We start from the raw sequence: 21,146 nt of genomic DNA, 5'->3' as shown, positions 1-21,146 counted from the left end.
TCCGTGGTCGCGGAGGAACACGCGGAGTCGTATAACTCTCAGTTGTCTTAAGCAGAAGTAATGTGCCTGTTGATCATCCGCACGTCTTCTCGGGTGTCGAGCATCGGAGCGGCCTGGGACGCCGGTCCCGACTGCGGCAGGTACGGATCGGTGGCCGCCCTCGCGCCCCGGTCGGTGACGGACAAGGAGGTCGTGGATTGAGTGCCGCGACAGGACAGACGCCGGGCTCCAGCCCGGTGGAAAAGCGCCATCTGAGGCGCGACATCGGCATGATCGGCCTGCTGTTCACCGGTGTGGGCTCGATCATCGGCTCCGGCTGGCTGTTCGGCGCGCTGCGCGCCTCCCAGCAGGCCGGTCCGGCCGCGATCTTCTCGTGGCTGATCGGCGGCGTCATGATCATCCTGATCGGACTGACGTTCGCCGAACTCGGCACGATGTTCCCGGTCACCGGCGGGGTGATCCGCTTCCCGCAGTACGCGTTCGGCACGTTCGCCAGCTACACGCTGGGCTGGATCACCTGGCTCGCCGCGGCGGTGGTCGCGCCGATCGAGGTCACCGGCGTCCTGCAGTACGCGACGAAGTACTACGCGGGCTTCACCGAGGCGCACGCCGGCGGCGTGTTCACCCTCAAGCCAGTCGGCATCGTGGTGGCGATCGCGTTGCTCGCGGTCTTCTGCATCATCAACGTGTTGGGTGTGCGCTACTTCGCGCAGATCAACAACGTGCTGGTGTGGTGGAAGCTCGTGGTCATCCTGCTGGTGATCGTGATGTTCCTGATCACCGCGTTCCACGGCGCCAACTTCACCAGCCACGGCTTCGCGCCGGCGGGCCCGTCCGGCATCTTCACCGCGATCGCGACGGCCGGCATCACGTTCTCGTTCCTCGGCTTCCGGCAGGGGATCGAGCTGGCCGGTGAGACCAACAACCCGAAGCGCAACGTGCCGTTCGCGGTCATCGGGTCGGTCGTGCTGACCATGATCATCTACATCCTGCTGCAGATCGCGTTCATCGCCGCGGTCAACCCGCACGACCTGGTCACCTCGCACGGCTGGACCGACCTGGCGTTCAAGAACGACTTCGGCCCGCTGGCCGCGATCGCCGAGGCGATCGGGCTGACCTGGCTCGCGGTCGTGCTCTACATCGACGCGATCGTCTCGCCCGGCGACACCGGCCTGATCTACACCGCGGTCACCTCGCGGCTGGGCTACGTGACCGCCCGCAACGGCAACGCGCCGGCCGGCATCGCCAAGCTGACCAAGACCGGCGTGCCGTGGGTGTCGACGATCATCACGTTCGTGCTGGGCGTGATCTTCCTGCTGCCGTTCCCGAGCTGGCAGCAGCTGGTCGGCCTGGTCACCTCGGCGACGGTGCTCTCGTTCGGCTCCGGTCCGCTGGTGTGGGCCGCGATGCGCAAGGAGATGCCGGACCGCAAGCGTCCGTTCCGGATCCCCGGCGGGCACGTGATCCCGGTGCTGGCGTTCTACTCGTCGAACCTGATCGTGTTCTGGGCCGGCTGGGACACCAACTGGAAGTTCTTCGTCGCGATCATCGTCGGCCTGATCCTGCTGGCCGTGTTCCAGGCGACCGGCCAGATCAAGTCGGTCGGTGGGCTGGACTTCAAGCACGGCTACTGGACCCTGATCTGGCTGGCCGGGCTGGCCATCGTCAGCTTCGTCGGCAGCATGATCAACAAGGGTGCCGGCGACTCGTGGCTGATCTGGGGCTTCGTGGCCTGCGCGGTGCTGACCGCGGTCATCTACTGGCTGGGCTGGTCCACCCGCATGTCGAAGCAGCGGATGGAAGAGATGATCGAGCAGACCCCGCACGACGAGGTCGCCGTCGAGGAGGCGGGCGCCACCGCCTGACGGTCGCAACGACAGCACGACGGGCCCGGGTGCGCCGCACCCGGGCCCGTTCGCGTGCCACGGCCCGGGCGGGGCTCAGCGCGACTCGACCAGCGAGCGGGTCAGGAACACCACGGTCATGAACGTGCGGAACGCGCGCAGCGGGTCGTCGTCGGCGAACCGCACGGTGTTCCCGCCGGTACGCCGCACCGACCGGATCCAGGACGCCTGCTCGGCCATGTCCGGGCTGGCGAGGTCGACCTCGATGGTCACCGGCAGCTCGATGGCCGGCGGGCTCAGCGTGTCGAGCTCCCGCAGCGCGGCGGTGACCTGCTCGGCGATCAGCGCCCGGGCCCGCTCCGGGTGCAGGTTGTTCGCCGCCGACCGGCTCACCGACTGCTTCACCACCGCGGCCCGGATGCCCGGGCAGAACGGCGCCGCCTCCGGCCCCACGTACTGGTCGCCGGTGACCACCGCGACCGGCACCCCGTGATGCTGCGCCACCAGCGCGTTGATGCCGGACTCGCCGGCCATCGTGCCGTTGATCCGGACGTCCAGGATCGCGCCGGGGTTGTACGTGTGGGACAGGATCCCCGCCGTCGGCATCGCCGCGTGGTACCCGAGGTACAGGATCGCGTCGAAGCTGTCGTCCAGGCCCTGCATCATGTAGTCCGGCTTGAACCGGCCGGACAGATAGCTCGCGTGCCCGGCGAGCCGGTCCGGGGCGAGGTTGCGCATCACCGAGTGCGCGTCGTTGACGAGGATCTCGGTGGCGCCGGCGGCCTGCGCCCCCTCGATCGCGGCGTTCACCTCCGCCAGCGCGAGCTGCCGACCGAGCTCGTAGTCCTCCCCGCCGCGGGTGCACTGGGCCCAGTCGACGATGCCCGAGACGCCCTCCAGGTCCACCGACACGTATACCTTCATGACCACCTCCGACCAGCCAGTCTGCCGGCCCCGACCGCCCGGGGGCCAACCGGGCAGGCGTTCGTCCGCCGCCGCCCGACCGGCCCCGCACCGCAGGGTTGCGGCCCGGCTCGGCCGTACCTCGTGGCCCGACGTGGCCCGACGTGGCCCGACGCGGCCCGACTCGGCCTGACCGGCCCGCACCTGGCGAGCCGAGGCCGGCCGGCCCGAGCGTGGTGGACCGGTGGGGCTCAGCCGGTCCGGACCTCGCGGCCGGGTTCGGTGCCCAGCAGTTCGCGGGCCAGCTGGACCAGGCGCTCGTGCAGGTCCGGATGCAGGTCGGGCTGCCAGCCGTCGAGCAGCCGCTCCAGCCCCTCGCAGCGTGCCTGGGCGAGGCGGTCGAGCGCGTCGCGGCCGTCCGGGGTCAACGTCACGGAGGTACCGATGCGGGCCAGCCCGGCGTCGCGCAGCTCGCCGAGCCACTGGGTGACCAGCCCGGCGCCGATGCCCTCGCGGCGGGGCAGGTCGGCCGGTGCCGGTGCCGGGTTGCGGCCCAGCCAGCACAGCAGCCAGCAGGCGCCGGCGCCGACTGGTACGCCGGCCCGCTCGGCCAGCCAGCCGTACACCTTGACCGCGTCCTGCCGGTGTACCAGCAGGGTCAGCGCCCGTTCCAGTTCCGCCCACGAGTCGCGGCCGCTCGGCGGGGCGCCCGGATCGGTGGCCCGGCTGGTGCTGCGCAGCGGGACCGCCGGCAGCAGGAACGTGAGCAGGAACGCCAGCGCCGCGACGGGCACCGCCCACAGGAACACGGTGTGGATGCTCCGGGCGTACGCGTGCACCACGTCGCCGAGGATCTCCGGGGGCAGCTTGCCCAGCGACTCGCGGGACGGGCCGGCGGCGACCGTGGCGTTGCCGGGCAGTGCGCCGGGCGGCAGGTAGCGGGCCAGGTTGCTGGTCAGCTGGCTGGCGAAGATCGCGCCGAACACCGCCACCCCGAACGACCCGCCGATGGACCGGAAGAACGTCGCCCCTGAGGTCGCCGCGCCGAGATCGCGGTACTCGGCGCCGTTCTGCACGGCGAGCACCAGCACCTGCATCACCATGCCCAGCCCGGCACCGAGCACCAGCATCGCGCCCGACGCGGCCCAGAACCCGGTGTGCTGGTCCATCCGGGAGAGCAGGTACAGCCCGACCGTCATCACCGCGGTCCCCAGGACCGGGAACATCTTGTACCGGCCGGTGCGGGTGATCAGCTGGCCGCTGCCGATCGAGGTGACGAGCACCCCGAGCATCATCGGCAGCATCCGCAGCCCCGACTCGGTCGGCCCGACGCCGGTCACCACCTGCAGGTAGATCGGCAGGTACGTGATGGCGCCGAACATGCCGAAGCCGACGACGAAGCCGACCACCGAGGCGACCGAGAACACCCGGGTGGTGAACAGGCGCAGCGGCATCACCGGCTCGGCCGCGCGGCGCTCGACGGCGACGAACGCGACGATCAACACCACCCCGAGCACCGCGAGCCCGATCACCTGCCAGGACAACCACGGGTAGGTGGTGCCGCCCCAGCTGGTGAACAGCACCAGCGCCACCGCGGCCGCGGCGACCAGCACGATGCCCAGGTAGTCGATCGACGGCTTGGCCCGCGGCAGCGCGGCGGGCAGCACCAGGGCGGTGATCACCAGCGCCGCCGCGCCGATCGGCAGGTTGACGTAGAACACCCAGCGCCAGGACAGGTTGTCGACGAAGAACCCGCCCAGCAGCGGCCCGATCACGCTGGAGGCGCCGAACACCGCCCCGAACACACCCTGGTACCGGCCCCGCTCGCGGGGCGGTACCACGTCGGCGACGGTGGCCTGGGACAGCACCATCAGCCCGCCGCCGCCGAGCCCCTGAATGGCCCGGAACGCGATCAGCATCAGCATGTCCTGGCTGGTACCGGCGAGGGCGGAGCCGATGAGGAAGACCGTGACGGCGATCTGCAGCAGCCGCTTGCGGCCGAACAGGTCGCCGAGCTTGCCCCACAGCGGGGTGGTCGCGGTGACCGCCAGCAGGTACGCGGTGACCACCCAGGACAGGTGCGCCACGCCGCCGAGGTCGGAGACGATCGTGGGTAGCGCGGTGGCCACGATGGTCTGGTCCAGCGCGGCGAGCAGCATGCAGGCGAGCAGACCGCTGATGATCAGCCAGCGGCGGCTGCCGGTCACCTCGACCGGTCCGGCGTCGGCCGCTGTCGCACTGTCGGCAGTCACGTGCTCACGCTAACGACGACGACGCCCGTACCGGGCGCAATCGGCCGAACCTCCGCCGGCCGGCGGTTCAGCGGTGCGCGACGTAGATGGCGGTACCGGGGAACAGCCGGCCGCGTAGCGGGCTCCACTGCCCCCACAGCTGGTCGTGGCCGTCCGGCCACTCCGGCTCGATCAGGTCGTCGAGCACGAACCCGGCGCCGACCAGTTCCCGGATCCGGTCGCCCAGGGTGCGGTGCTGCTCGGCGTAGCTGGGTACGCCACGCTCGTCGTACTCCACGTACGGGGTGCGGTCGAAGTACGAGTGCACCGCCACCAGCCCGCGCTCGCCCGGGTCGTCCAGGAAGATCCACCGCATCGGGTGCGTCACCGCGAACACGAACCGGCCGCCGGGAACGAGCACCCGGTACGCCTCACGCATCAGCCGGGCCGAGTCGGCCACGAACGGGATCGCCCCGAACGCGGTCACCGCGAGGTCGAACGCGCCGTCGGCGAACGGCAGCGCCAGCGCGTCGGCCTGCACCAGCGGCACGTCGGTACCGGAGCGGCGGGCGCCGGCCCGGGCCTGCGCGAGCATCCGGGCGGACAGGTCGAACGCGACCGGACGCCCACCCTGCCGGGCCAGCCAGCGCGAACAGGACGCCGCCCCGCAGCCCAGTTCGAGAACGCGCCGGCCGGACACGTCGCCGAGCAGCCGGGCGTCGGACTCGCGCAGCCCCTCCGGGCACCAGACGAAGTCCGCGTCGCCCAGGAACGCGCCGTGCTCGCGCTGGTAGTCGTCGGCGTCGGAGTCCCACCAGTGCCGCGCGGCCCGGCGGGTGGCGTCGCTGTCCAGCGGGCGGCGGGCGACCCGGTCGTTCGACATCACATCACGGTAGAGCCACAGCGTGCCGGAACCCGTGCGGACCCGCCTTAGCCTGGATGCAACACCCCTCGTCACCGCTGGAGGACCCGGATGGGTTCGCGTCGGCTGCTGCCTGCCGCCCTGCTCGCCGTCGTGTTGACGGCGTTGGTGGTGACCCCGGCGGTGCTGGTGCGGCGGGCCGGACTGGAACACCGGCAGACCACGCCGGCCCGGGCCGGGCACTGGCTGGGTGGCTGGGGTACCGCGCAGGCGACCGCCGGCCGGCTGCCGTGCGGCTCCTGCACGGTGCGCAACGTGGTGCACCTCAGCGTCGGCGGCACCGCGGTGCGCATCCGGCTGGCCAACACGTACGGGACGGGGTCGGTGACGGTGGGGCACGCGACCGTGGCGCTGCCGGCCCAGCCGGGCGCGACGGCGGCGCCGGCGCTGCTGCGCGAGGTCACCTTCGCCGGCGCCCGCTCGGTCCGGGTGCCGGCCGGCGCGGCGGTCTCCTCCGACCCGGTGCCGCTGACCGTGACCGGCGGCCGGGACCTGCTGGTCAGCCTGTACCTGCCCCGGCACAGCAGGCTGGCGGTCAGCTACCACCCGTCCGCGCACCAGACGAACTACCTCGCCGGTGGCGACGCCACCACCGCCGGTGCCACCGCGTTCCGGCACACCACCACCCACTGGTACCTGCTGGCCGGCGTCGACGTGCGCACCGCAGACGCGGTCGGCACCGTGGTCGCGCTGGGCGACTCGATCACCGACGGCACCGGTTCCAGCGGCGATACCAACCGGCGCTGGCCGGACCTGCTCGCCGACCGGCTGGCCGGTCGACCGCCGGGGAAGCGGCACGCGGTGCTCGACGCCGGGATCGCCGGCAACCGGCTGCTGCGCGACGGCCCGCCGACCTCCGGGGTGGCGGCGCTGACCCGGGTGGGTGCCGACGTGCCGGCCGGGCTCGGGGTGCGCACGGTGATCCTGCTGGAGGGGATCAACGACATCCAGTTCGACCGCGGGGTGGACGCGGCCGCGTTGATCGCCGGCTACCGCACGATGGTCGCCTCGCTGCACGCCCGCGGACTGCGGGTGGTCGGCACGACCCTGCTGCCGTACGCCGGAGCCCGCGCCTGGTCTCCGGCCGGCAACGCGGTACGGGTGCGGGTCAACTCGTGGATCCGCACCAGCGGCGTGTTCGACGCGGTGCTCGACGCCGATGCGGCGCTGCGCGACCCCACCGACCCGGGCCGGCTCGCCCCCGACTACGACTGCGGTGACCACCTGCACCCCAGCGACGCCGGCTACGCCGCCCTCGCCGCGACCGTCGACCTCACCGTCCTGTAGCGGCGCGGGCACGATCGGCCACCGACGGCGCGAACCGGTCGATTCCGGGCGCGGCACGCGGCGTACCGCCGTGGTTTGGGGGAGGGTTGGACCTTATGGTATGGCGCACGGTAGGCTTGCCGGTGCGCTCGGGGTCTGCGTGTCTCAGCAGGGAGCAGGCCCGCCATCATCCGGAGCCGGTCCGGTGGTCACAACAGGGGATCCTCGTCATCTTGATCTTCTTCACGGCTGCTGCCTCCGCCCGGGTGAGCTGATCCCGCCGCGCGCAGACCGAGAAGATCATCCACCGACGGAGCACTCTCCCACATGACGAGCAGTGTCGAGGCCACCTCGAACATCGCCGCGGCCAGCAAGGCCGCCGGCAACCAGATCGCCGTTGACGACCTCGGCTCCGAGGAAGCATTCCTCGCGGCCATCGACGAGACGATCAAGTATTTCAATGACGGCGACATCGTCGAAGGTACCGTCGTCAAGGTCGACCGGGACGAGGTCCTGCTCGACATCGGCTACAAGACCGAGGGTGTCATCCCCTCGCGCGAGCTGTCGATCAAGCACGACGTCGATCCACACGAGGTCGTGTCCGTCGGTGACCACATCGAGGCCCTGGTTCTCCAGAAGGAGGACAAGGAAGGCCGCCTGATCCTGTCCAAGAAGCGCGCTCAGTACGAGCGGGCCTGGGGCACGATCGAGAAGATCAAGGACGAGGACGGCGTCGTGCGCGGCACCGTCATCGAGGTGGTCAAGGGCGGCCTGATCCTCGACATCGGGCTGCGTGGCTTCCTGCCCGCCTCGCTGGTGGAGATGCGCCGGGTGCGCGACCTCCAGCCGTACGTGGGGCGCGAGCTCGAGGCGAAGATCATCGAGCTGGACAAGAACCGCAACAACGTGGTCCTGTCCCGTCGTGCCTGGCTGGAGCAGACCCAGTCCGAGGTGCGCACCGAGTTCCTCAACAAGCTGGCGAAGGGGCAGGTCCGCAAGGGCGTCGTGTCCTCGATCGTCAACTTCGGTGCGTTCGTCGACCTGGGCGGCGTGGACGGCCTGGTGCACGTCTCCGAGCTGTCCTGGAAGCACATCGACCACCCGTCCGAGGTCGTCGAGGTCGGCCAGGAGGTCGAGGTCGAGGTGCTGGACGTCGACCTGGAGCGCGAGCGCGTGTCGCTGTCGCTCAAGGCGACCCAGGAGGACCCGTGGCGTCAGTTCGCCCGGACCCACCAGATCGGCCAGATCGTGCCCGGCAAGGTCACGAAGCTGGTTCCGTTCGGTGCGTTCGTGCGCGTCGACGACGGCATCGAGGGCCTGGTGCACATCTCCGAGCTGGCCGAGCGGCACGTCGAGGTGCCGGAGCAGGTCGTGACCGTGGGCAAGGAGGTCATGGTCAAGGTCATCGACATCGACCTGGAGCGCCGCCGGATCTCGCTGTCGCTCAAGCAGGCCAACGAGGGCTTCGCCGACACCGGCGAGGAGCACTTCGACCCCACGCTGTACGGCATGGCCGCCGAGTACGACGCCGAGGGCAACTACAAGTACCCCGAGGGCTTCGACCCGGAGACCGGCGAGTGGCTGGAGGGCTACGACAGCCAGCGCGAGGCCTGGGAGCGGGAGTACGCCGAGGCGCACACGCGGTTCGAGCAGCACATGAAGCAGATCACGGAGTCGCGCGAGGCCGAGGCGGCCGCGGCCGCCGAGGCGCCCGCGGGCGGCGCGCCGGTGAGCTCCGGCAGCACGCAGACCCAGTCGGCGCCGGCCACCAGCGGTGGCGGGCAGGAGCCGGCCGGCACGCTGGCCACCGACGAGGCGCTGGCCGCGCTGCGGGAGAAGCTGGCCGGCGGCAAGTCCTGACCGGGCTGCGCCACACCGGATAGCACGACCGAGCCCCGCCGGGTTTCCCGGCGGGGCTTCGTCGTCCCCGGGCGCTGCTCCGGCGTCGTACCGCGCGTGGCCGGTGCCGTACCCGGACGTCGCGAGCGTGCCGTGTCCGGATGCCGCTGCGGCGTCGTCCCCGGGCGCGGTTGGTGCCGTACCCGGGGCGCCGCCGTTGTCGTGCCCGGGCGGCGGCGGGCCGGGGCCCGGCTGGCAGACTTGCGGCCGTGCTTCGGGTGGGACTGACCGGCGGGATCGGCGCCGGCAAGAGTGAGGTGGCCCGGCTGCTGGTGGCGCGCGGCGCGGTGCTGGTCGACTCGGACGTGCTGGCGCGCGAGGTGGTCGCCCCCGGTACGCCGGGGCTCGCCGCGGTGGCGGCCGAGTTCGGGCCGGACGTCGTCGGTGCGCAGGGGCTGGACCGCGCCCGGCTGGCGCGGATCGTGTTCGCCGATCCGGCCGCGCGGGGCCGGCTGGAGGCGATCGTCCACCCGCTGGTCCGGGCCCGGTCCGAGGAGCTGATGGCCGCCGCACCGGCCGACGCGGTGGTGGTCAACGACGTACCGCTGCTGGTCGAGGTGGGGCTGACGCCCACCTACCACCTGGTCGTGGTGGTCGAGGCGGATCCCGCGGTACGCCGGGAGCGGCTGGTGGCGCGCGGCATGAGCGAGGCCGACGCCCGGGCCCGGGTCGCCGCGCAAGCGAGCGACGAGCGGCGCCGCGCCGCGGCCGACGTGGTGCTCGACAACTCCGGTGGCCGGGACGCGCTGGCCGCCGCCGTCGACCAGCTGTGGTCGGGCCGGCTGCTCGACTACGAGCGCAACGTCCGGGCGCGGCGGCCGGTGCGCCGGCCCGAGCGGCTGCACATCGCCGCGCCGGATCCGAGCTGGCCGGTCCAGTACGAGCGCGTCGCCGGGCGGATCCGGTACGCGCTGGGGGAGAGGTACCTGCGACTGGACCACGTGGGGTCGACCTCGGTGCCGGGCCTGCCCGCCAAGGACGTGCTCGATCTGCAGCTGGTGGTGCCGGATCTGGCCACCGCCGACGCGCTCGCCGAACCGCTGGCCGCGGCCGGCCTGCCCCGGTACGGCGGGGACTGGTGGGACGACCCGCAGGCCGGTGCGCCGGAGTCCGTGCTGGTGAAACGGTTTCACGGGTCGGCCGACCCGGGCCGGCTGGTGCACCTGCACGTACGGACGCAGCCGAGCCCGGCCTGGCGGTACGCGCTGGCGTTCCGGGACTGGCTGCGCGCGCAGCCGGTGATGCGGGACGGCTACGCGGCGCTGAAGCAGCGGCTGGCCGACTCCGGGGCGACGACCTCGGCGTACGCCGAGCTCAAGGGCCCCTGGTTCGACGAGGCGCTGCCGCGACTGGACCGCTGGATCGCCGACACCGGCTGGCGCCCCGACAAAGATCCAGTTACCTAGGCAGCAGTAGGAGCGGTGCCGCCGGCCACCCTCCGCCCGAGCGCCGGTCCGGCGGAGACGTCCCGGAGCGCCGGTCCGGCGGAGACGTCCCGGAGCGCTGGTCCGGCGGCGACGGCCCGGGCCGCGCGAGGGCGACGGCACGACGCCGGCGTGGGCACTGACGAATGTCATGACGGAACGCTGCTCGAACGGCACTACCGGCGCGTTCGCGCCCCCGCGACCCTGTACTGGTGACTGAGCTGAAGCATCCCGATGCCGTGTCGTTGCGCGGCATCCGCAAGCGGTACGGAGCGGTGACCGCCGTCGCCGGGGTCGATCTGACGATCGGCTCGGGCGAGGTGGTGGCGCTGCTGGGGCCCAACGGCGCCGGCAAGTCCACCACCGTCGACATCATGCTGGGCCTGCGGGCGCCGGACGCCGGGCGGGCCGAACTGTTCGGCACCCGCCCGCGGGCGGCGCTGGACGCCGGTTCGGTCGGTGCCGTCCTGCAGACCGGTGAGCTGATCCCGGGCGCCCGGGTCGGCGAGCTGCTCACCGCGATCGCCGCGCTGCAGCCGCATCCGCTGCCGATCGGCCAGGTCGCCGCGACGGCCGGCGTCGCGGACCTGCTGACACGCCGCACCGACCGGCTCTCCGGCGGGCAGACGCAGCGGGTCCGGTTCGCGCTGGCGCTGCTCGGTGACCCGAGCCTGCTGGTACTCGACGAGCCGACGGCTGGGCTGGACGTGGCGGCGCGGCGCGACTTCTGGACCTCGGTCCGGGGGTTCGCGGCGGCCGGCCGCACGGTGCTGTTCAGCACGCACTACCTGGAAGAGGCGGACGAGACCGCCGACCGGATCGTGCTGATCGACCAGGGCCGGGTCGTCGCGGACGGCTCGACGACCGCGATCCGCGCGATGGCGGCGGCCCGCAACGTACGGTGCACGCTGCCCGGCGCGGATCCGGTGGCGCTGGCGGACCTGCCCGGCGCGGCGAGCGTCGAGGTGCACGGCGACGCGGTGCTGGTGCGTACCACCGACTCGGACGCGACGCTGCGCGCGCTGGTGGCCGGGTACCCGCAGGCGCGCGACTTCGAGGTGGCCGCGGCGGCGCTGACCGACGCGTTCCTGGCCCTGACCCGACCCGACGCACCGGCGGAGGTGGCCTGATGGGCCGGTACCTGGTGATGGAGATCCGGCGCACGCTGCGCAACGTGCCGTTCCTGGCCTACACGATCTGCTTTCCGGTCGGCTTCTACCTGCTGTTCACGCAGGTCTTCGGCAGCGGCAGCGCGAAGGACTGGTCGGCGCAGTACATGGTGTCGATGGCGCTGTACGGGGCGATGGGCGCCGGGCTGACGGGGGTCAGTGCCCGCATCGCGACCGAACGCACCCGCGGCTGGACCCGGACGCTCGCGCTGACCCCGCTGCGGCCGATCGGCTACCTCGGCATCAAGCTCGGCGCCTCGATCCTGCTGACGCTGCCGGTGATCCTGCTGGTGATGGCGTGCGGGTTCGTCGTCAACGGGGTACGACTGCCGGTCGGTACCTGGTTCGCACTGGTGCCGCTGCTGTGGCTCGCCACGATCCCGTTCATCGCGCTGGGCGTGGCGATCGGCTACAGCCTGCGCGACGAGGTCGCGAGCGGCATCTCGGTGGCGCTGCTGTTCGTGCTGTCCATCGGCGGTGGGCTGTGGATGCCGGTACAGGTGTTTCCGCACTGGCTCGCGCAGGTGGCCCGGGTGCTCCCGTCGTACCGGGCGGGGGAGCTGAGCTGGCGGCTGCTCGACGGGCAGCAGCCGTTCGGCAGTGGCGCGCTGCTGTTCGCGGCCTGGCTGGTGGTACTGCTCGGGTTCGCCGGCTGGCGGTTCCGGAAGGCGTCCTGACCGGTCCGGTCCGGCCGCCGGGCGGCCCCCGCTGCGCGGCGGCCGGATCGCTGCGCGGCGGCCGGACCGGTGCGGCGAGCGGGAGGTGAGGCACCATGTCTGGTGTGGCGACGCAGCACGACTTCGACTGGACGCCGGGCCGGCGGCGCGCGGCGACCCTGCTGACCTGCGCCTGGCTCGGGTACCTGATCCCGATCTGCGTGTCGGTCGCCCAGCAGCCGCCGAGCGCGCCGATGCTGGCGTTCACCATCGTCGGCCTGGCCGGCTACGTGCTGTGCTTCGTCCGGTTGATCCACGTCGGGATGCGGTGTCCGTTCCGGCTGGCCGCGCCGTACGCGCTGGTCGGGCTGATCGCCGTCGGCGTGCTGCTGATGATCCCGATCGGGTCGACCTGGCGGTACGCGTTCCCGTACTACCTGGTCGCGATCCTGCCCGGGCAGCTGCCGCCGCGGTGGTGGCTCCCGAGCCAGGTCGGCACGCTGGCGGCGACCACGCTGGTGGCGATCGGGTACGGCGATCGCGGTGGCGGCCTGATCGGCTACGTCGCCTCGGTGGCCGCGGTCGCGCTGTTCACCTCGATGTTCTTCTGGCTGTTGCGCACCATGGTGCAGCTGCGGATGGCCCGCGCCGAGATGGCCCGGCTGGCGGTCAGCGAGGAACGGCTGCGCATCGCCCGGGACCTGCACGACGTGCTCGGCCAGCGGCTGGCCGCGGTGGCGTTGCTGTCCGACCTGGCCGGCCGGCTGGCCGGGACCGACCCGCAACGGTCCCGGCAGCAGAGCGCGGAGGCCGGACGGCTCGCCCGGGAGGCGTTGGAGGAGGTTCGGGCCACCGTGTCCGGGTTCCGGGACACGTCGCTGACCGGGGAGCTGTCCACCGCGCAGGCGCTGCTCGCGGCGGCCGGCATCGGCTGCGTGCTGTCCGCCCCGGACGCCGGTTCGGTGCCGGCCCCGCTCGCCGACGTGGCCGGCTGGGTGGTCCGGGAGGGCGTCACGAACGTCGTCCGGCACTCCCGCGCCGGTACCGCGCGCATCACCGTGCGTTCGGCCGACCCGGTGGTGGTGGAGGTGGCCGACGACGGACGCGGCGACGCCGGCAGCCCGTACGGCAACGGGCTGACCGGGCTGCGCGAGCGGGTCACCGCGCTCGGCGGCGCGGTGCACACCGAACGGGTCGACGGCTGGTACCGGCTGCGCGCCGAACTGCCGGTCGCCCTGCCGGGCGGCCGGGTGACCGCCGCGGCCGGGGCCTCGTGATCCGGATCCTGCTGGCCGAGGACCAGCACCTGGTACGCGGCGCGCTGTCGGCGCTGCTCGGCCTGGAACCGGACCTGACGATCGTGGCCGAGGCCGCGGACGGGGCCGCCGCGGTGGCCGCCGCCCGCGAACACCGCCCCGACGTGGCGCTGCTGGACATCGAGATGCCGGTCCTGTCCGGGATCGAGGCGACCGAGCAGCTTCGCGCCGCGGTACCGGAGACCAGGGCGCTGATCCTGACCACGTTCGGCCGCCCCGGTTACCTGCGCCGGGCGATGGACGCCGGCGCGCGCGGCTTCGTGGTCAAGGACTCCCCGCCGGCCGAGCTCGCCGCCGCGATCCGCCGGGTCGCCGCCGGCGAGGTGGTACTGGACCCCGCGCTCGCGGTCGCCTCGCTCGGCGCCGGGCCGAGCCCGCTGACCGAACGCGAGCGTGACGTGCTGGCGGCCGGCGCGGACGGCGCCTCGGTCGCGCAGATCGCCGACGTACTAGCGCTGTCCGGCGGCACCGTGCGCAACTACCTGTCCAGCGCGATCGGGAAGACCGGCGCCCGCAACCGCACCGAGGCGGCCCGGATCGCCCGCGACAACGGCTGGCTGTGAACCGCGGCCCGGCTCGCCCGCGGCAACGGTCGGCTCCGATCAACGGCCCGGCCCGCCGGCGGCAACGGCTGGCTGTGAACTGCGGCCCGGCTCGCCCGCGGCAACGGTCGGCTCCGATCAACGGCCCGGCCCGCCGGCGGCAACGGCTGGCTGTGAACTGCGGCCCGGCTCGCCCGCGGCAACGGTCGGCTCCGATCAACGGCCCGGCCCGCCGGCGGCAACGGCTGGCTGTGAACTGCGGCCCGGCTCGCCCGCGGCAACGGTCGGCTCCGATCAACGGCCCGGCCCGCCGGCGGCAACGGCTGGCTGTGAACTGCGGCCCGGCCCGCCGGCGGCGACGGTCGGCTCCCACTGCGACCCGGCTCGCCGGCGGCAACGGTCGGCTCTGAACCGCGGCCGGATCGCGGCGACCACGGCCGGCTTCGCCGCTGCCCGGGCTGGGCCCGCGGTCGCCGGTGCTCGCGCGGCGAGGCCCCGGCCTCGCGACCGGAGCCTCGCCGGGCAGGTCGCCTGCGGTGGGCGGTCGGGCTCAACCCCCGACCTGCCTCGGGCGCGCCTCACCGGCCGTAGCCGGGGCTGCTACCCCCGCACCGGGGATGCGGTACGAGACCGTGAGTGGATCGGCCTCGCTCGTCTTCCCCGGTCGGTGCCGCAAGCGGCCTGCTGCCACGAACGGTAGACCGGTGGGATGGGCCACACAACCCGTTCCGGCCGAGTGGTCGAACGGCGAGATTCGTGCCGGTTTCGGTGCGACCGCCCGGGCTGCGCGACGGCGCCGCGTCGGGCGCCGCGAACTGTCGGAGGCCCGTCGTAGCCTGGATGCATGACGCGTGAGATCCCCCGTCGCGAGGGCGCCTTCCAGGTGATCAGCGACTACCAGCCCGCTGGTGACCAGCCCGCCGCGATCGACGAGCTGGAGCGGCGGGTCAAGTCGGGGGAGCGGCACACCGTGCTGCTCGGCGCCACCGGCACCGGCAAGAGCGCCACCGCGGCCTGGCTGATCGAGCGGCTGCAGCGGCCGACCCTGGTGCTCGCGCCGAACAAGACGCTGTGCGCGCAGCTGGCGAAGGAGCTCGGCGAGCTGCTGCCGAACAACGCGGTCGGCTACTTCGTCAGCTACTACGACTACTACCAGCCCGAGGCGTACATCCCGCAGACCGACACCTACATCGAGAAGGACTCCTCGATCAACGAGGAGGTCGACCGGCTGCGGCACGCCGCGACGATGAACCTGCTGACCCGCTCCGACACGGTGGTGGTGGCCACCGTGTCGGCGATCTACGGCCTGGGCACCCCGCAGGAGTACATCGAGCGGGCGGTGCGGCTGACCGTCGGCACCGAGTACGACCGGGACGCGTTGCTGCGCCGGCTGGTCGACGACCAGTACGCGCGCAACGACGTGGCGTTCCAGCGCGGCACGTTCCGGGTCCGTGGTGACACCCTGGAGATCATCCCGGCGTACGAGGAGCTCGCGGTGCGCATCGAGTTCTTCGGCGACGAGGTCGAGAAGATGTACTACCTGCATCCGCTGACCGGTGAGGTGATCCGGGAGGCGACCGATCTGATGATCTTCCCGGCGAGCCACTACGTGGCCGGCCCGGAGCGGATGGAGCGGGCGATCCGCGACATCGAGACCGAGCTGGGTGAGCGGCTCGCCGAGCTGGACCGGCAGGGCAAGCTGCTGGAGTCGCAGCGGCTGCGGATGCGCACCCAGTACGACATCGAGATGATGCGGCAGGTGGGCTTCTGCTCCGGCATCGAGAACTACTCGATGCACTTCGACGGCCGGCGCCCCGGCACCCCGCCGCACACGCTGCTCGACTACTTCCCGGACGACTTCCTGACGATCATCGACGAGTCGCACAACACCGTGCCGCAGATCGGCGGGATGTACGAGGGCGACGCGTCGCGCAAGCGCACCCTGATCGAGCACGGCTTCCGACTGCCGTCGGCGGCCGACAACCGGCCGCTGCGGTTCGACGAGTTCTCCGAGCGGGTGGGCCAGACGGTGTACATGTCGGCCACGCCCGGCCCGTGGGAGCTGGAGCGTTCCGGCGGCGAGTTCGTCGAGCAGGTGATCCGGCCGACCGGGCTGGTCGACCCGCAGGTGGTGGTGCTGCCCACGAAGGGGCAGATCGACGACCTGATGGCGCAGATCAACGAGCGCACCGAGCGCAACGAGCGGGTGCTGGTCACCACGCTGACCAAGAAGATGGCCGAGGACCTCACCGACTACCTGCTGGAGCACAACATCCGGGTGCGCTACCTGCACTCGGAGGTCGACACGCTGCGCCGGGTCGAGCTGCTGCGCGAGCTGCGTCAGGGGGAGTACGACGTGCTCGTCGGCATCAACCTGCTGCGGGAGGGGCTCGACCTGCCCGAGGTGTCGCTGGTGGCGATCCTGGACGCCGACAAGGAAGGGTTCCTGCGCTCCGGCACCAGCCTGATCCAGACCATCGGCCGCGCCGCCCGCAACGTCTCCGGCCAGGTGATCATGTATGCCGACGCGATCACCCCGTCGATGCGGCACGCGCTGGAGGAGACCGACCGGCGGCGCGAGAAGCAGGTCGCGTACAACACCGAGCACGGCGTCGACCCGCAGCCGCTGCGCAAGAAGATCGGCGACATCCTGGACGACATCTACCGGGCCGCCGACGACGCGGAGTCGCTGGTCGGTGGCGGTGGCCGGCAGCAGTCCCGGGGCAAGGCACCGGTGCCGGAGGCGCGCAGCCGCAACCGGTCGCGGGCCGGCTCGGGCGAACCGACCGGCGCCGGGATGGCGCGCGCCGAGCTGGCCGACCTGATCCAGCAGCTCAACGACCAGATGCTCGCGGCCGCCCGCGAGTTGCAGTTCGAGCTCGCCGCGCGAATTCGTGATGAGATAGCGGAGTTGAAGAAGGAGCTGCGCGGCATGGACGCCGCCGGCGTGAAGTGAGGTGGACAGCCGATGACCGTCGGGCGCCGCACCGGTTCGCCAGTGCCCCCGGACGCCGAGGACATGACGCTGCTCGGCGGTGGTCGGCTGCCGGCCGGCAACACCCGGCCGCTGCTGGAGCTGCTCACCATGTACGCCGGCAGCGGCTTCGACCCGACCGAGTGGGCGGCCGCCGAGCTGGCGCTGCAGCAGACCGACGACGCCACCGGCTCGTGGTACACGCACCCCATCCTCGGCGGCGTCGCGCGGCTGGTGGTCGTGATGGCGCGAGCGTCCGAGGACGAGGTGCTGATGCGGGTCTGGGGTGACGAGCGCGCCGGTCTCAACGAGCGGATCGACACCCTGTTCGACGTGGCCTCGATGTTCCGGATGTCGCCGGCCTGACTTCTCGCCCGTCGCCCCGACCGGTAGCGTGTGCCCGGCCGGTTCGGTGGGGGAGGGTGGGTGTTCGGATCGATCCTGGCGGCGCTGAACGCGCCGCTGTTCACCGCGCTGGGCACGTCGGTGAGCTCCGCGGAGGCGTTCGGGTTCGTCACCGGTGCGCTGTGCGTGTGGCTGGTCGCGCGGCAACACCTTGCGAACTGGCCGATCGGCATCGCCAACAACGTGTTCTTCATCGTGCTGTTCGCCGGCTCCGGGCTGTACGCGGACGCCGGGCTGCAGGTCGTCTACATCGCGCTGGCCGGCTACGGCTGGTGGCAGTGGGTGTACGGCGCCGGTCGCCGGGTCGAGCTGCCGGTCACCCGGACCACCCGGGTCGAGTGGTGCTGGCTCGCCGGCTGCGGCCTTGCCGGTACCGCCGGGTTGTGGCTGCTGCTGTCCCGGCTCACCGACTCGACCGTGCCGGCCGGTGACGCGGTCACCACGGTGCTGTCGCTGCTCGCCACGTACGGGCAGTCGCGCAAGAGGTGGGAGAGCTGGCTGTTCTGGATCGCCGCGGACCTGGTCTACATCCCGCTGTACGCCTACAAGCAGCTGTGGCTGACCGCGCTGCTGTACGTGCTGTTCCTCGCGCTGTGCCTGTTCGGTCTGCGCGGCTGGCTGGCCGACCTGCGCCGCGCCGGCGCCAGCCGGCCGGCTCCGGTTCCCGCCCCGGCGGCCGCCGGAGCGGCGGGCGGGCCACCGGCGACGGCGGGCTCGCGACAGGCGAGCGGCCCGATCGACCCGGAGCGGTCGTGAGCGGTGCCGCCCGCTACCGGCACGGGCTGGTGTTGGGCAAGTTCTACCCGCCGCACGCCGGCCACCGGTACCTGATCGACACCGCCGCGGCCGCCTGTGCCCGAGTCACCGTGGTCTGTGCGCCGTCCACCGTGGAGTCGATCCCGCTGGCGGACCGGCTGGCCTGGCTGCGGGAGATCCATGCCGGCCAGCCACCCGTGCGGGTCGTCGGCGGGTACGACGACGTGCCGATCGACTACCACGACGACGCGGTGTGGGCGGCGCACGTGGAGATCACCCGCACCCTGGTGGCGAAGGCCGCGGCGGCCGACGGGGCCGCGCCGGAGATCGACGCGGTGTTCAGCTCCGAGTCGTACGGGCCGGAGCTCGCCCGGCGCTTCGCCGCCCGGCACGTGCCGGTCGACCCGGACCGGCGCGTCGTGCCGGTCTCGGGAACGGCGGTTCGGGCCGATCCGGTGGCGCACTGGTCGCTGCTGGCCGCGCCGGTACGGGCCGGGTTGGCGCGCCGGGTGGTCGTGCTGGGCGCGGAGTCCACCGGCACGACCACTCTCGCCCGATCGCTGGCGCACCGGTACCGGCGGCGCGGCGGCGTCTGGGCGCGTACCCGCTGGGTGCCGGAGTATGGGCGGGAACGGACCGAGGAGAAGCTCGCGGCGCTGCGCGGGGCCGACCCGGCCGCGTCGGTGTTCGACGTGACCTGGCAGCGGAACGACTTCGTCGAGGTGGCCCGGCGGCAGAACGAGCGCGAGGACGCGGCGGCCCGCAACTCCTCGCCGCTGCTGGTGTGCGACACCGACGCGTTCGCGACCGCGGTGTGGGAGCAGCGCTACCTCGGTTCGTCGTCGGCCGCGGTCACGGCGCAGGCCCGCCGCCCGGACCTGTACCTGCTGACCGACCACGTCGGGGTGCCGTTCGCCGACGACGGGCTGCGCGACGGGGAGCACGTCCGGCCGTGGATGACCGAGCGGTTCCGGCAGGTACTGGCCGAGCAGCCGGCGCCGGTCGTCGAGCTGACCGGGCCGCTGCCGGCGCGCCTCGACGCGGCCACCGCCGCCTGCGACGGCGTACTGACCTGGGACTTCGCCGAGCCGCTCGGCTGACCGGAGCCGGGACGGCGTACCGCTGCGGTCAGGAGTGGTCTCGCTTCGGCTGCTCGGGCCCAGGGGGCAGCCCGCCGGTGGGTGCTCCGGGCGAGCGGCGCCACCCGGATCAGTGCAGGTCGGTGAAGTGCTCCACCCGGGGCGGCTGCGCGAAGTACGGGCCGATCAGGCCGCGCCAGGTGCCGTACCGCTCGCTGGCGCGGAAGTTATGCTCGTGCGCCTCGACCGAGTCCCACTCGACGAGCAGGACGAACCGGGAGGGGCTCTCCACCCCGCGGGTCATCCGCACCGAACGGCAGCCGGGCGTGCCGGTCAGCAGCTCCCGCGCCGTGCGGTACGCGGTGGTGAAATCGTCCTCGCTGCCTGCGGTGACGTCGATCAGCCCTACCTCCAGCACCATGCCGGCCAGTATGCCGAGCGCCGGTGGGGCCGGTACGGCGGGGGCGGTCGTCCGGTCGGGCGAAAAAGACGTTGCGAACTCGGTCACCCCGGCTCGCGGCGGCGGGGTGCCGGGGTGAGAATAGGGGCAAGGAGGGGAGTACTCCCGACGCGCCGGTTCCGTCAACACGGTGCGCCGCGGCGCGAGCCGTGGTGCCCCGGGGCCGGTGGCTGTGGTCCTGCCACGGTGGAAGAGACCTCCGGTAGATCACCGTCTCTACCGGAAGGCCACATCGTGGTGGTGCATGACTGGGTGTGGGTGGCGACCATCGTGGGGTTGCTCGCCATCCTGCTGGCGGACCTGGCGATCGTGGGTCGGCGCCCGCATGTGCCCTCGTTGCGCGAATGCACCATGTGGGTGGTGTTCTACGTCGCTCTGGCCGGTCTGTTCGGTCTAGGGCTGTTCCTGCTGGCCGGGGCGAACCCGGCGACCGAGTTCTTCACCGGCTGGATCACCGAGTACAGCCTGTCGGTGGACAACCTGTTCATCTTCATGATCATCATGTCCCGGTTCGCGGTGCCGCGTGCGCTGCAGCAGAAGGTGCTGCTGATCGGGATCGTGATCGCGCTGGTCATGCGGGGCGCGTTCATCGCCGCCGGCGCCGCGGTGATCGACCGGTTCTCCTGGGTGTTCTACATCTTCGGCGCGTTCCTGATCTACACCGCGATCAAGACGGCCACGCACGAGGACGACCCGGCGGACTTCAAGGAGAACGCGCTGGTGCGCTGGGCCAGCCGGGCGCTGCCGCTGTCCAAGGACTTCCACGACGGCAGCATGACCGTCGTCAAGCAGGGCCGGCGGCTGTTCACCCCGATGCTGATCGTCATCCTGACCATCGGCACCACCGACCTGCTGTTCGCGCTCGACTCGATCCCGGCGATCTTCGGCATCACCAAGCAGGCCTACCTGGTGTTCGCCGCCAACGTGTTCGCACTGATGGGCCTGCGCCAGCTGTACTTCCTGCTCGGCGGGCTGATGGAGCGGCTGGTCTACCTCAACTACGGGCTCGGCATCATCCTCGGCTTCATCGGTGTGAAGCTGATCCTGGAGGCGGTGCACCAGAACGACCTGCCGTTCGTGCACGGCGGCGCGCCGTTCGAGGCGGTACCGGAGGTGCCGACCTGGCTGTCGTTGGCGGTGGTGGTGGGCGCGCTGGCGGTGACCACGGTGGCGAGCCTGGCCAAGACCCGGGTCGACGCGCGCCGTGCCGCGCACGCCGAGCACTGACCCGACCGGCCCCGCACCCCGACCGGCCCCGCACCCCGACCGGCCCCGCACCCCGACCTGCGGTGGCCGTACC

The 21,146-nt window shown here is 72.4% G+C and carries 17 protein-coding genes; 13 read left to right on the top strand and 4 right to left on the bottom strand.

Annotated elements, in window-relative coordinates; genetic code table 11:
• Nucleotides 1–197: 197 nt before the first annotated feature.
• On the top strand, nucleotides 198–1,865 hold the full coding sequence (locus NUM_RS09050) for an APC family permease (RefSeq protein WP_207124340.1): 1,668 nt from the start codon (nucleotides 198–200) through the stop codon (nucleotides 1,863–1,865).
• A gap of 75 nt (nucleotides 1,866–1,940) precedes the next feature.
• Here the strand turns inward: NUM_RS09050 and NUM_RS09045 are convergent, their stop codons facing one another.
• From NUM_RS09045 to NUM_RS09035, 3 genes are all read right to left on the bottom strand, one after another.
• Nucleotides 1,941–2,768, bottom strand: coding sequence for a M55 family metallopeptidase (locus tag NUM_RS09045; protein WP_207124339.1), 828 nt, complete (start codon nucleotides 2,766–2,768; stop codon nucleotides 1,941–1,943).
• A gap of 230 nt (nucleotides 2,769–2,998) precedes the next feature.
• Nucleotides 2,999–4,999, bottom strand: a complete 2,001-nt coding sequence (locus NUM_RS09040) for an MDR family MFS transporter (RefSeq protein WP_225918439.1) — start codon at nucleotides 4,997–4,999, stop codon at nucleotides 2,999–3,001.
• Between the two features lie 67 nt (nucleotides 5,000–5,066).
• A complete protein-coding gene (locus tag NUM_RS09035; RefSeq protein WP_207124338.1) occupies nucleotides 5,067–5,861 on the bottom strand; it encodes a class I SAM-dependent methyltransferase in 795 nt (264 codons plus the stop codon).
• A 90-nt stretch (nucleotides 5,862–5,951) separates the two neighbouring features.
• On the opposite strand from NUM_RS09035, the gene NUM_RS09030 reads away from it, so the two are divergent.
• From NUM_RS09030 to NUM_RS08980, 11 genes are all read left to right on the top strand, one after another.
• Nucleotides 5,952–7,187 carry an SGNH/GDSL hydrolase family protein gene (locus NUM_RS09030; RefSeq protein WP_207124337.1) on the top strand — a complete coding sequence of 412 codons (1,236 nt, stop codon included), beginning with the start codon at nucleotides 5,952–5,954 and terminating at the stop codon, nucleotides 7,185–7,187.
• A gap of 306 nt (nucleotides 7,188–7,493) precedes the next feature.
• The gene (gene rpsA, locus NUM_RS09025; RefSeq protein ID WP_207124336.1) at nucleotides 7,494–9,026 is read left to right on the top strand and encodes a 30S ribosomal protein S1; all 1,533 of its coding nucleotides are present in this window, start codon (nucleotides 7,494–7,496) and stop codon (nucleotides 9,024–9,026) included.
• 248 nt (nucleotides 9,027–9,274) lie between these two features.
• On the top strand, nucleotides 9,275–10,471 hold the full coding sequence (coaE, locus tag NUM_RS09020; RefSeq protein WP_207124335.1) for a dephospho-CoA kinase: 1,197 nt from the start codon (nucleotides 9,275–9,277) through the stop codon (nucleotides 10,469–10,471).
• 230 nt (nucleotides 10,472–10,701) lie between these two features.
• A complete protein-coding gene (locus NUM_RS09015; RefSeq protein WP_225918438.1) occupies nucleotides 10,702–11,619 on the top strand; it encodes an ABC transporter ATP-binding protein in 918 nt (305 codons plus the stop codon).
• A complete protein-coding gene (locus tag NUM_RS09010; RefSeq protein ID WP_207124334.1) occupies nucleotides 11,619–12,335 on the top strand; it encodes an ABC transporter permease in 717 nt (238 codons plus the stop codon). The genes NUM_RS09015 and NUM_RS09010 overlap by 1 nt, the downstream gene beginning before the upstream one ends.
• A 95-nt stretch (nucleotides 12,336–12,430) precedes the next feature.
• Nucleotides 12,431–13,591, top strand: coding sequence for a sensor histidine kinase (locus NUM_RS09005; protein ID WP_207124333.1), 1,161 nt, complete (start codon nucleotides 12,431–12,433; stop codon nucleotides 13,589–13,591).
• The gene (locus NUM_RS09000) at nucleotides 13,588–14,193 is read left to right on the top strand and encodes a response regulator transcription factor (protein WP_207124332.1); all 606 of its coding nucleotides are present in this window, start codon (nucleotides 13,588–13,590) and stop codon (nucleotides 14,191–14,193) included. Before NUM_RS09005 ends, NUM_RS09000 begins: the two co-directional genes overlap by 4 nt.
• 823 nt (nucleotides 14,194–15,016) lie before the next feature.
• Nucleotides 15,017–17,128 carry an excinuclease ABC subunit UvrB gene (gene uvrB / locus NUM_RS08995; RefSeq protein WP_207124331.1) on the top strand — a complete coding sequence of 704 codons (2,112 nt, stop codon included), beginning with the start codon at nucleotides 15,017–15,019 and terminating at the stop codon, nucleotides 17,126–17,128.
• Nucleotides 17,129–17,140: 12 nt separating this feature from the next.
• Complete coding sequence (locus NUM_RS08990; RefSeq protein ID WP_207124330.1) at nucleotides 17,141–17,512, top strand: hypothetical protein; 372 nt, start codon at nucleotides 17,141–17,143, stop codon at nucleotides 17,510–17,512.
• A 60-nt stretch (nucleotides 17,513–17,572) separates the two neighbouring features.
• Nucleotides 17,573–18,307 carry a nicotinamide riboside transporter PnuC gene (gene pnuC, locus NUM_RS08985; protein ID WP_225918437.1) on the top strand — a complete coding sequence of 245 codons (735 nt, stop codon included), beginning with the start codon at nucleotides 17,573–17,575 and terminating at the stop codon, nucleotides 18,305–18,307.
• A complete protein-coding gene (locus NUM_RS08980; protein ID WP_225918436.1) occupies nucleotides 18,304–19,407 on the top strand; it encodes an AAA family ATPase in 1,104 nt (367 codons plus the stop codon). The genes pnuC and NUM_RS08980 overlap by 4 nt, the downstream gene beginning before the upstream one ends.
• Before the next feature lie 109 nt (nucleotides 19,408–19,516).
• Here the strand turns inward: NUM_RS08980 and NUM_RS08975 are convergent, their stop codons facing one another.
• A complete protein-coding gene (locus tag NUM_RS08975) occupies nucleotides 19,517–19,807 on the bottom strand; it encodes an antibiotic biosynthesis monooxygenase family protein (RefSeq protein ID WP_207124329.1) in 291 nt (96 codons plus the stop codon).
• Between the two features lie 273 nt (nucleotides 19,808–20,080).
• Between NUM_RS08975 and NUM_RS08970 the strand changes: the two genes are divergently transcribed.
• A complete protein-coding gene (locus NUM_RS08970; protein ID WP_370466946.1) occupies nucleotides 20,081–21,073 on the top strand; it encodes a TerC family protein in 993 nt (330 codons plus the stop codon).
• Nucleotides 21,074–21,146: the final 73 nt, after the last annotated feature.

Origin of the sequence: Actinocatenispora comari (genome assembly GCF_017312725.1) — a bacterium.
Taxonomy (GTDB): Bacteria; Actinomycetota; Actinomycetes; order Mycobacteriales; family Micromonosporaceae; genus Actinocatenispora; species Actinocatenispora comari.
Note: the sequence above shows the minus strand (reverse complement) of the source record. Positions and strands in the feature narration are given on the sequence as shown.

Bases quoted from the DNA above. Each gene is read 5' to 3' on its own strand.
- NUM_RS09035 (WP_207124338.1), bottom strand. From the start codon at position 5,861: ATGTCGAACGACCGGGTCGCCCGCCGCCCGCTGGACAGCGACGCCACC.
- NUM_RS09030 (WP_207124337.1), top strand. From the start codon at position 5,952: ATGGGTTCGCGTCGGCTGCTGCCTGCCGCCCTGCTCGCCGTCGTGTTG.
- rpsA (WP_207124336.1), top strand. From the start codon at position 7,494: ATGACGAGCAGTGTCGAGGCCACCTCGAACATCGCCGCGGCCAGCAAG.
- NUM_RS08975 (WP_207124329.1), bottom strand. From the start codon at position 19,807: ATGGTGCTGGAGGTAGGGCTGATCGACGTCACCGCAGGCAGCGAGGAC.
- NUM_RS09005 (WP_207124333.1), top strand. From the start codon at position 12,431: ATGTCTGGTGTGGCGACGCAGCACGACTTCGACTGGACGCCGGGCCGG.
- NUM_RS09010 (WP_207124334.1), top strand. From the start codon at position 11,619: ATGGGCCGGTACCTGGTGATGGAGATCCGGCGCACGCTGCGCAACGTG.
- NUM_RS08990 (WP_207124330.1), top strand. From the start codon at position 17,141: ATGACCGTCGGGCGCCGCACCGGTTCGCCAGTGCCCCCGGACGCCGAG.
- NUM_RS09045 (WP_207124339.1), bottom strand. From the start codon at position 2,768: ATGAAGGTATACGTGTCGGTGGACCTGGAGGGCGTCTCGGGCATCGTC.
- uvrB (WP_207124331.1), top strand. From the start codon at position 15,017: ATGACGCGTGAGATCCCCCGTCGCGAGGGCGCCTTCCAGGTGATCAGC.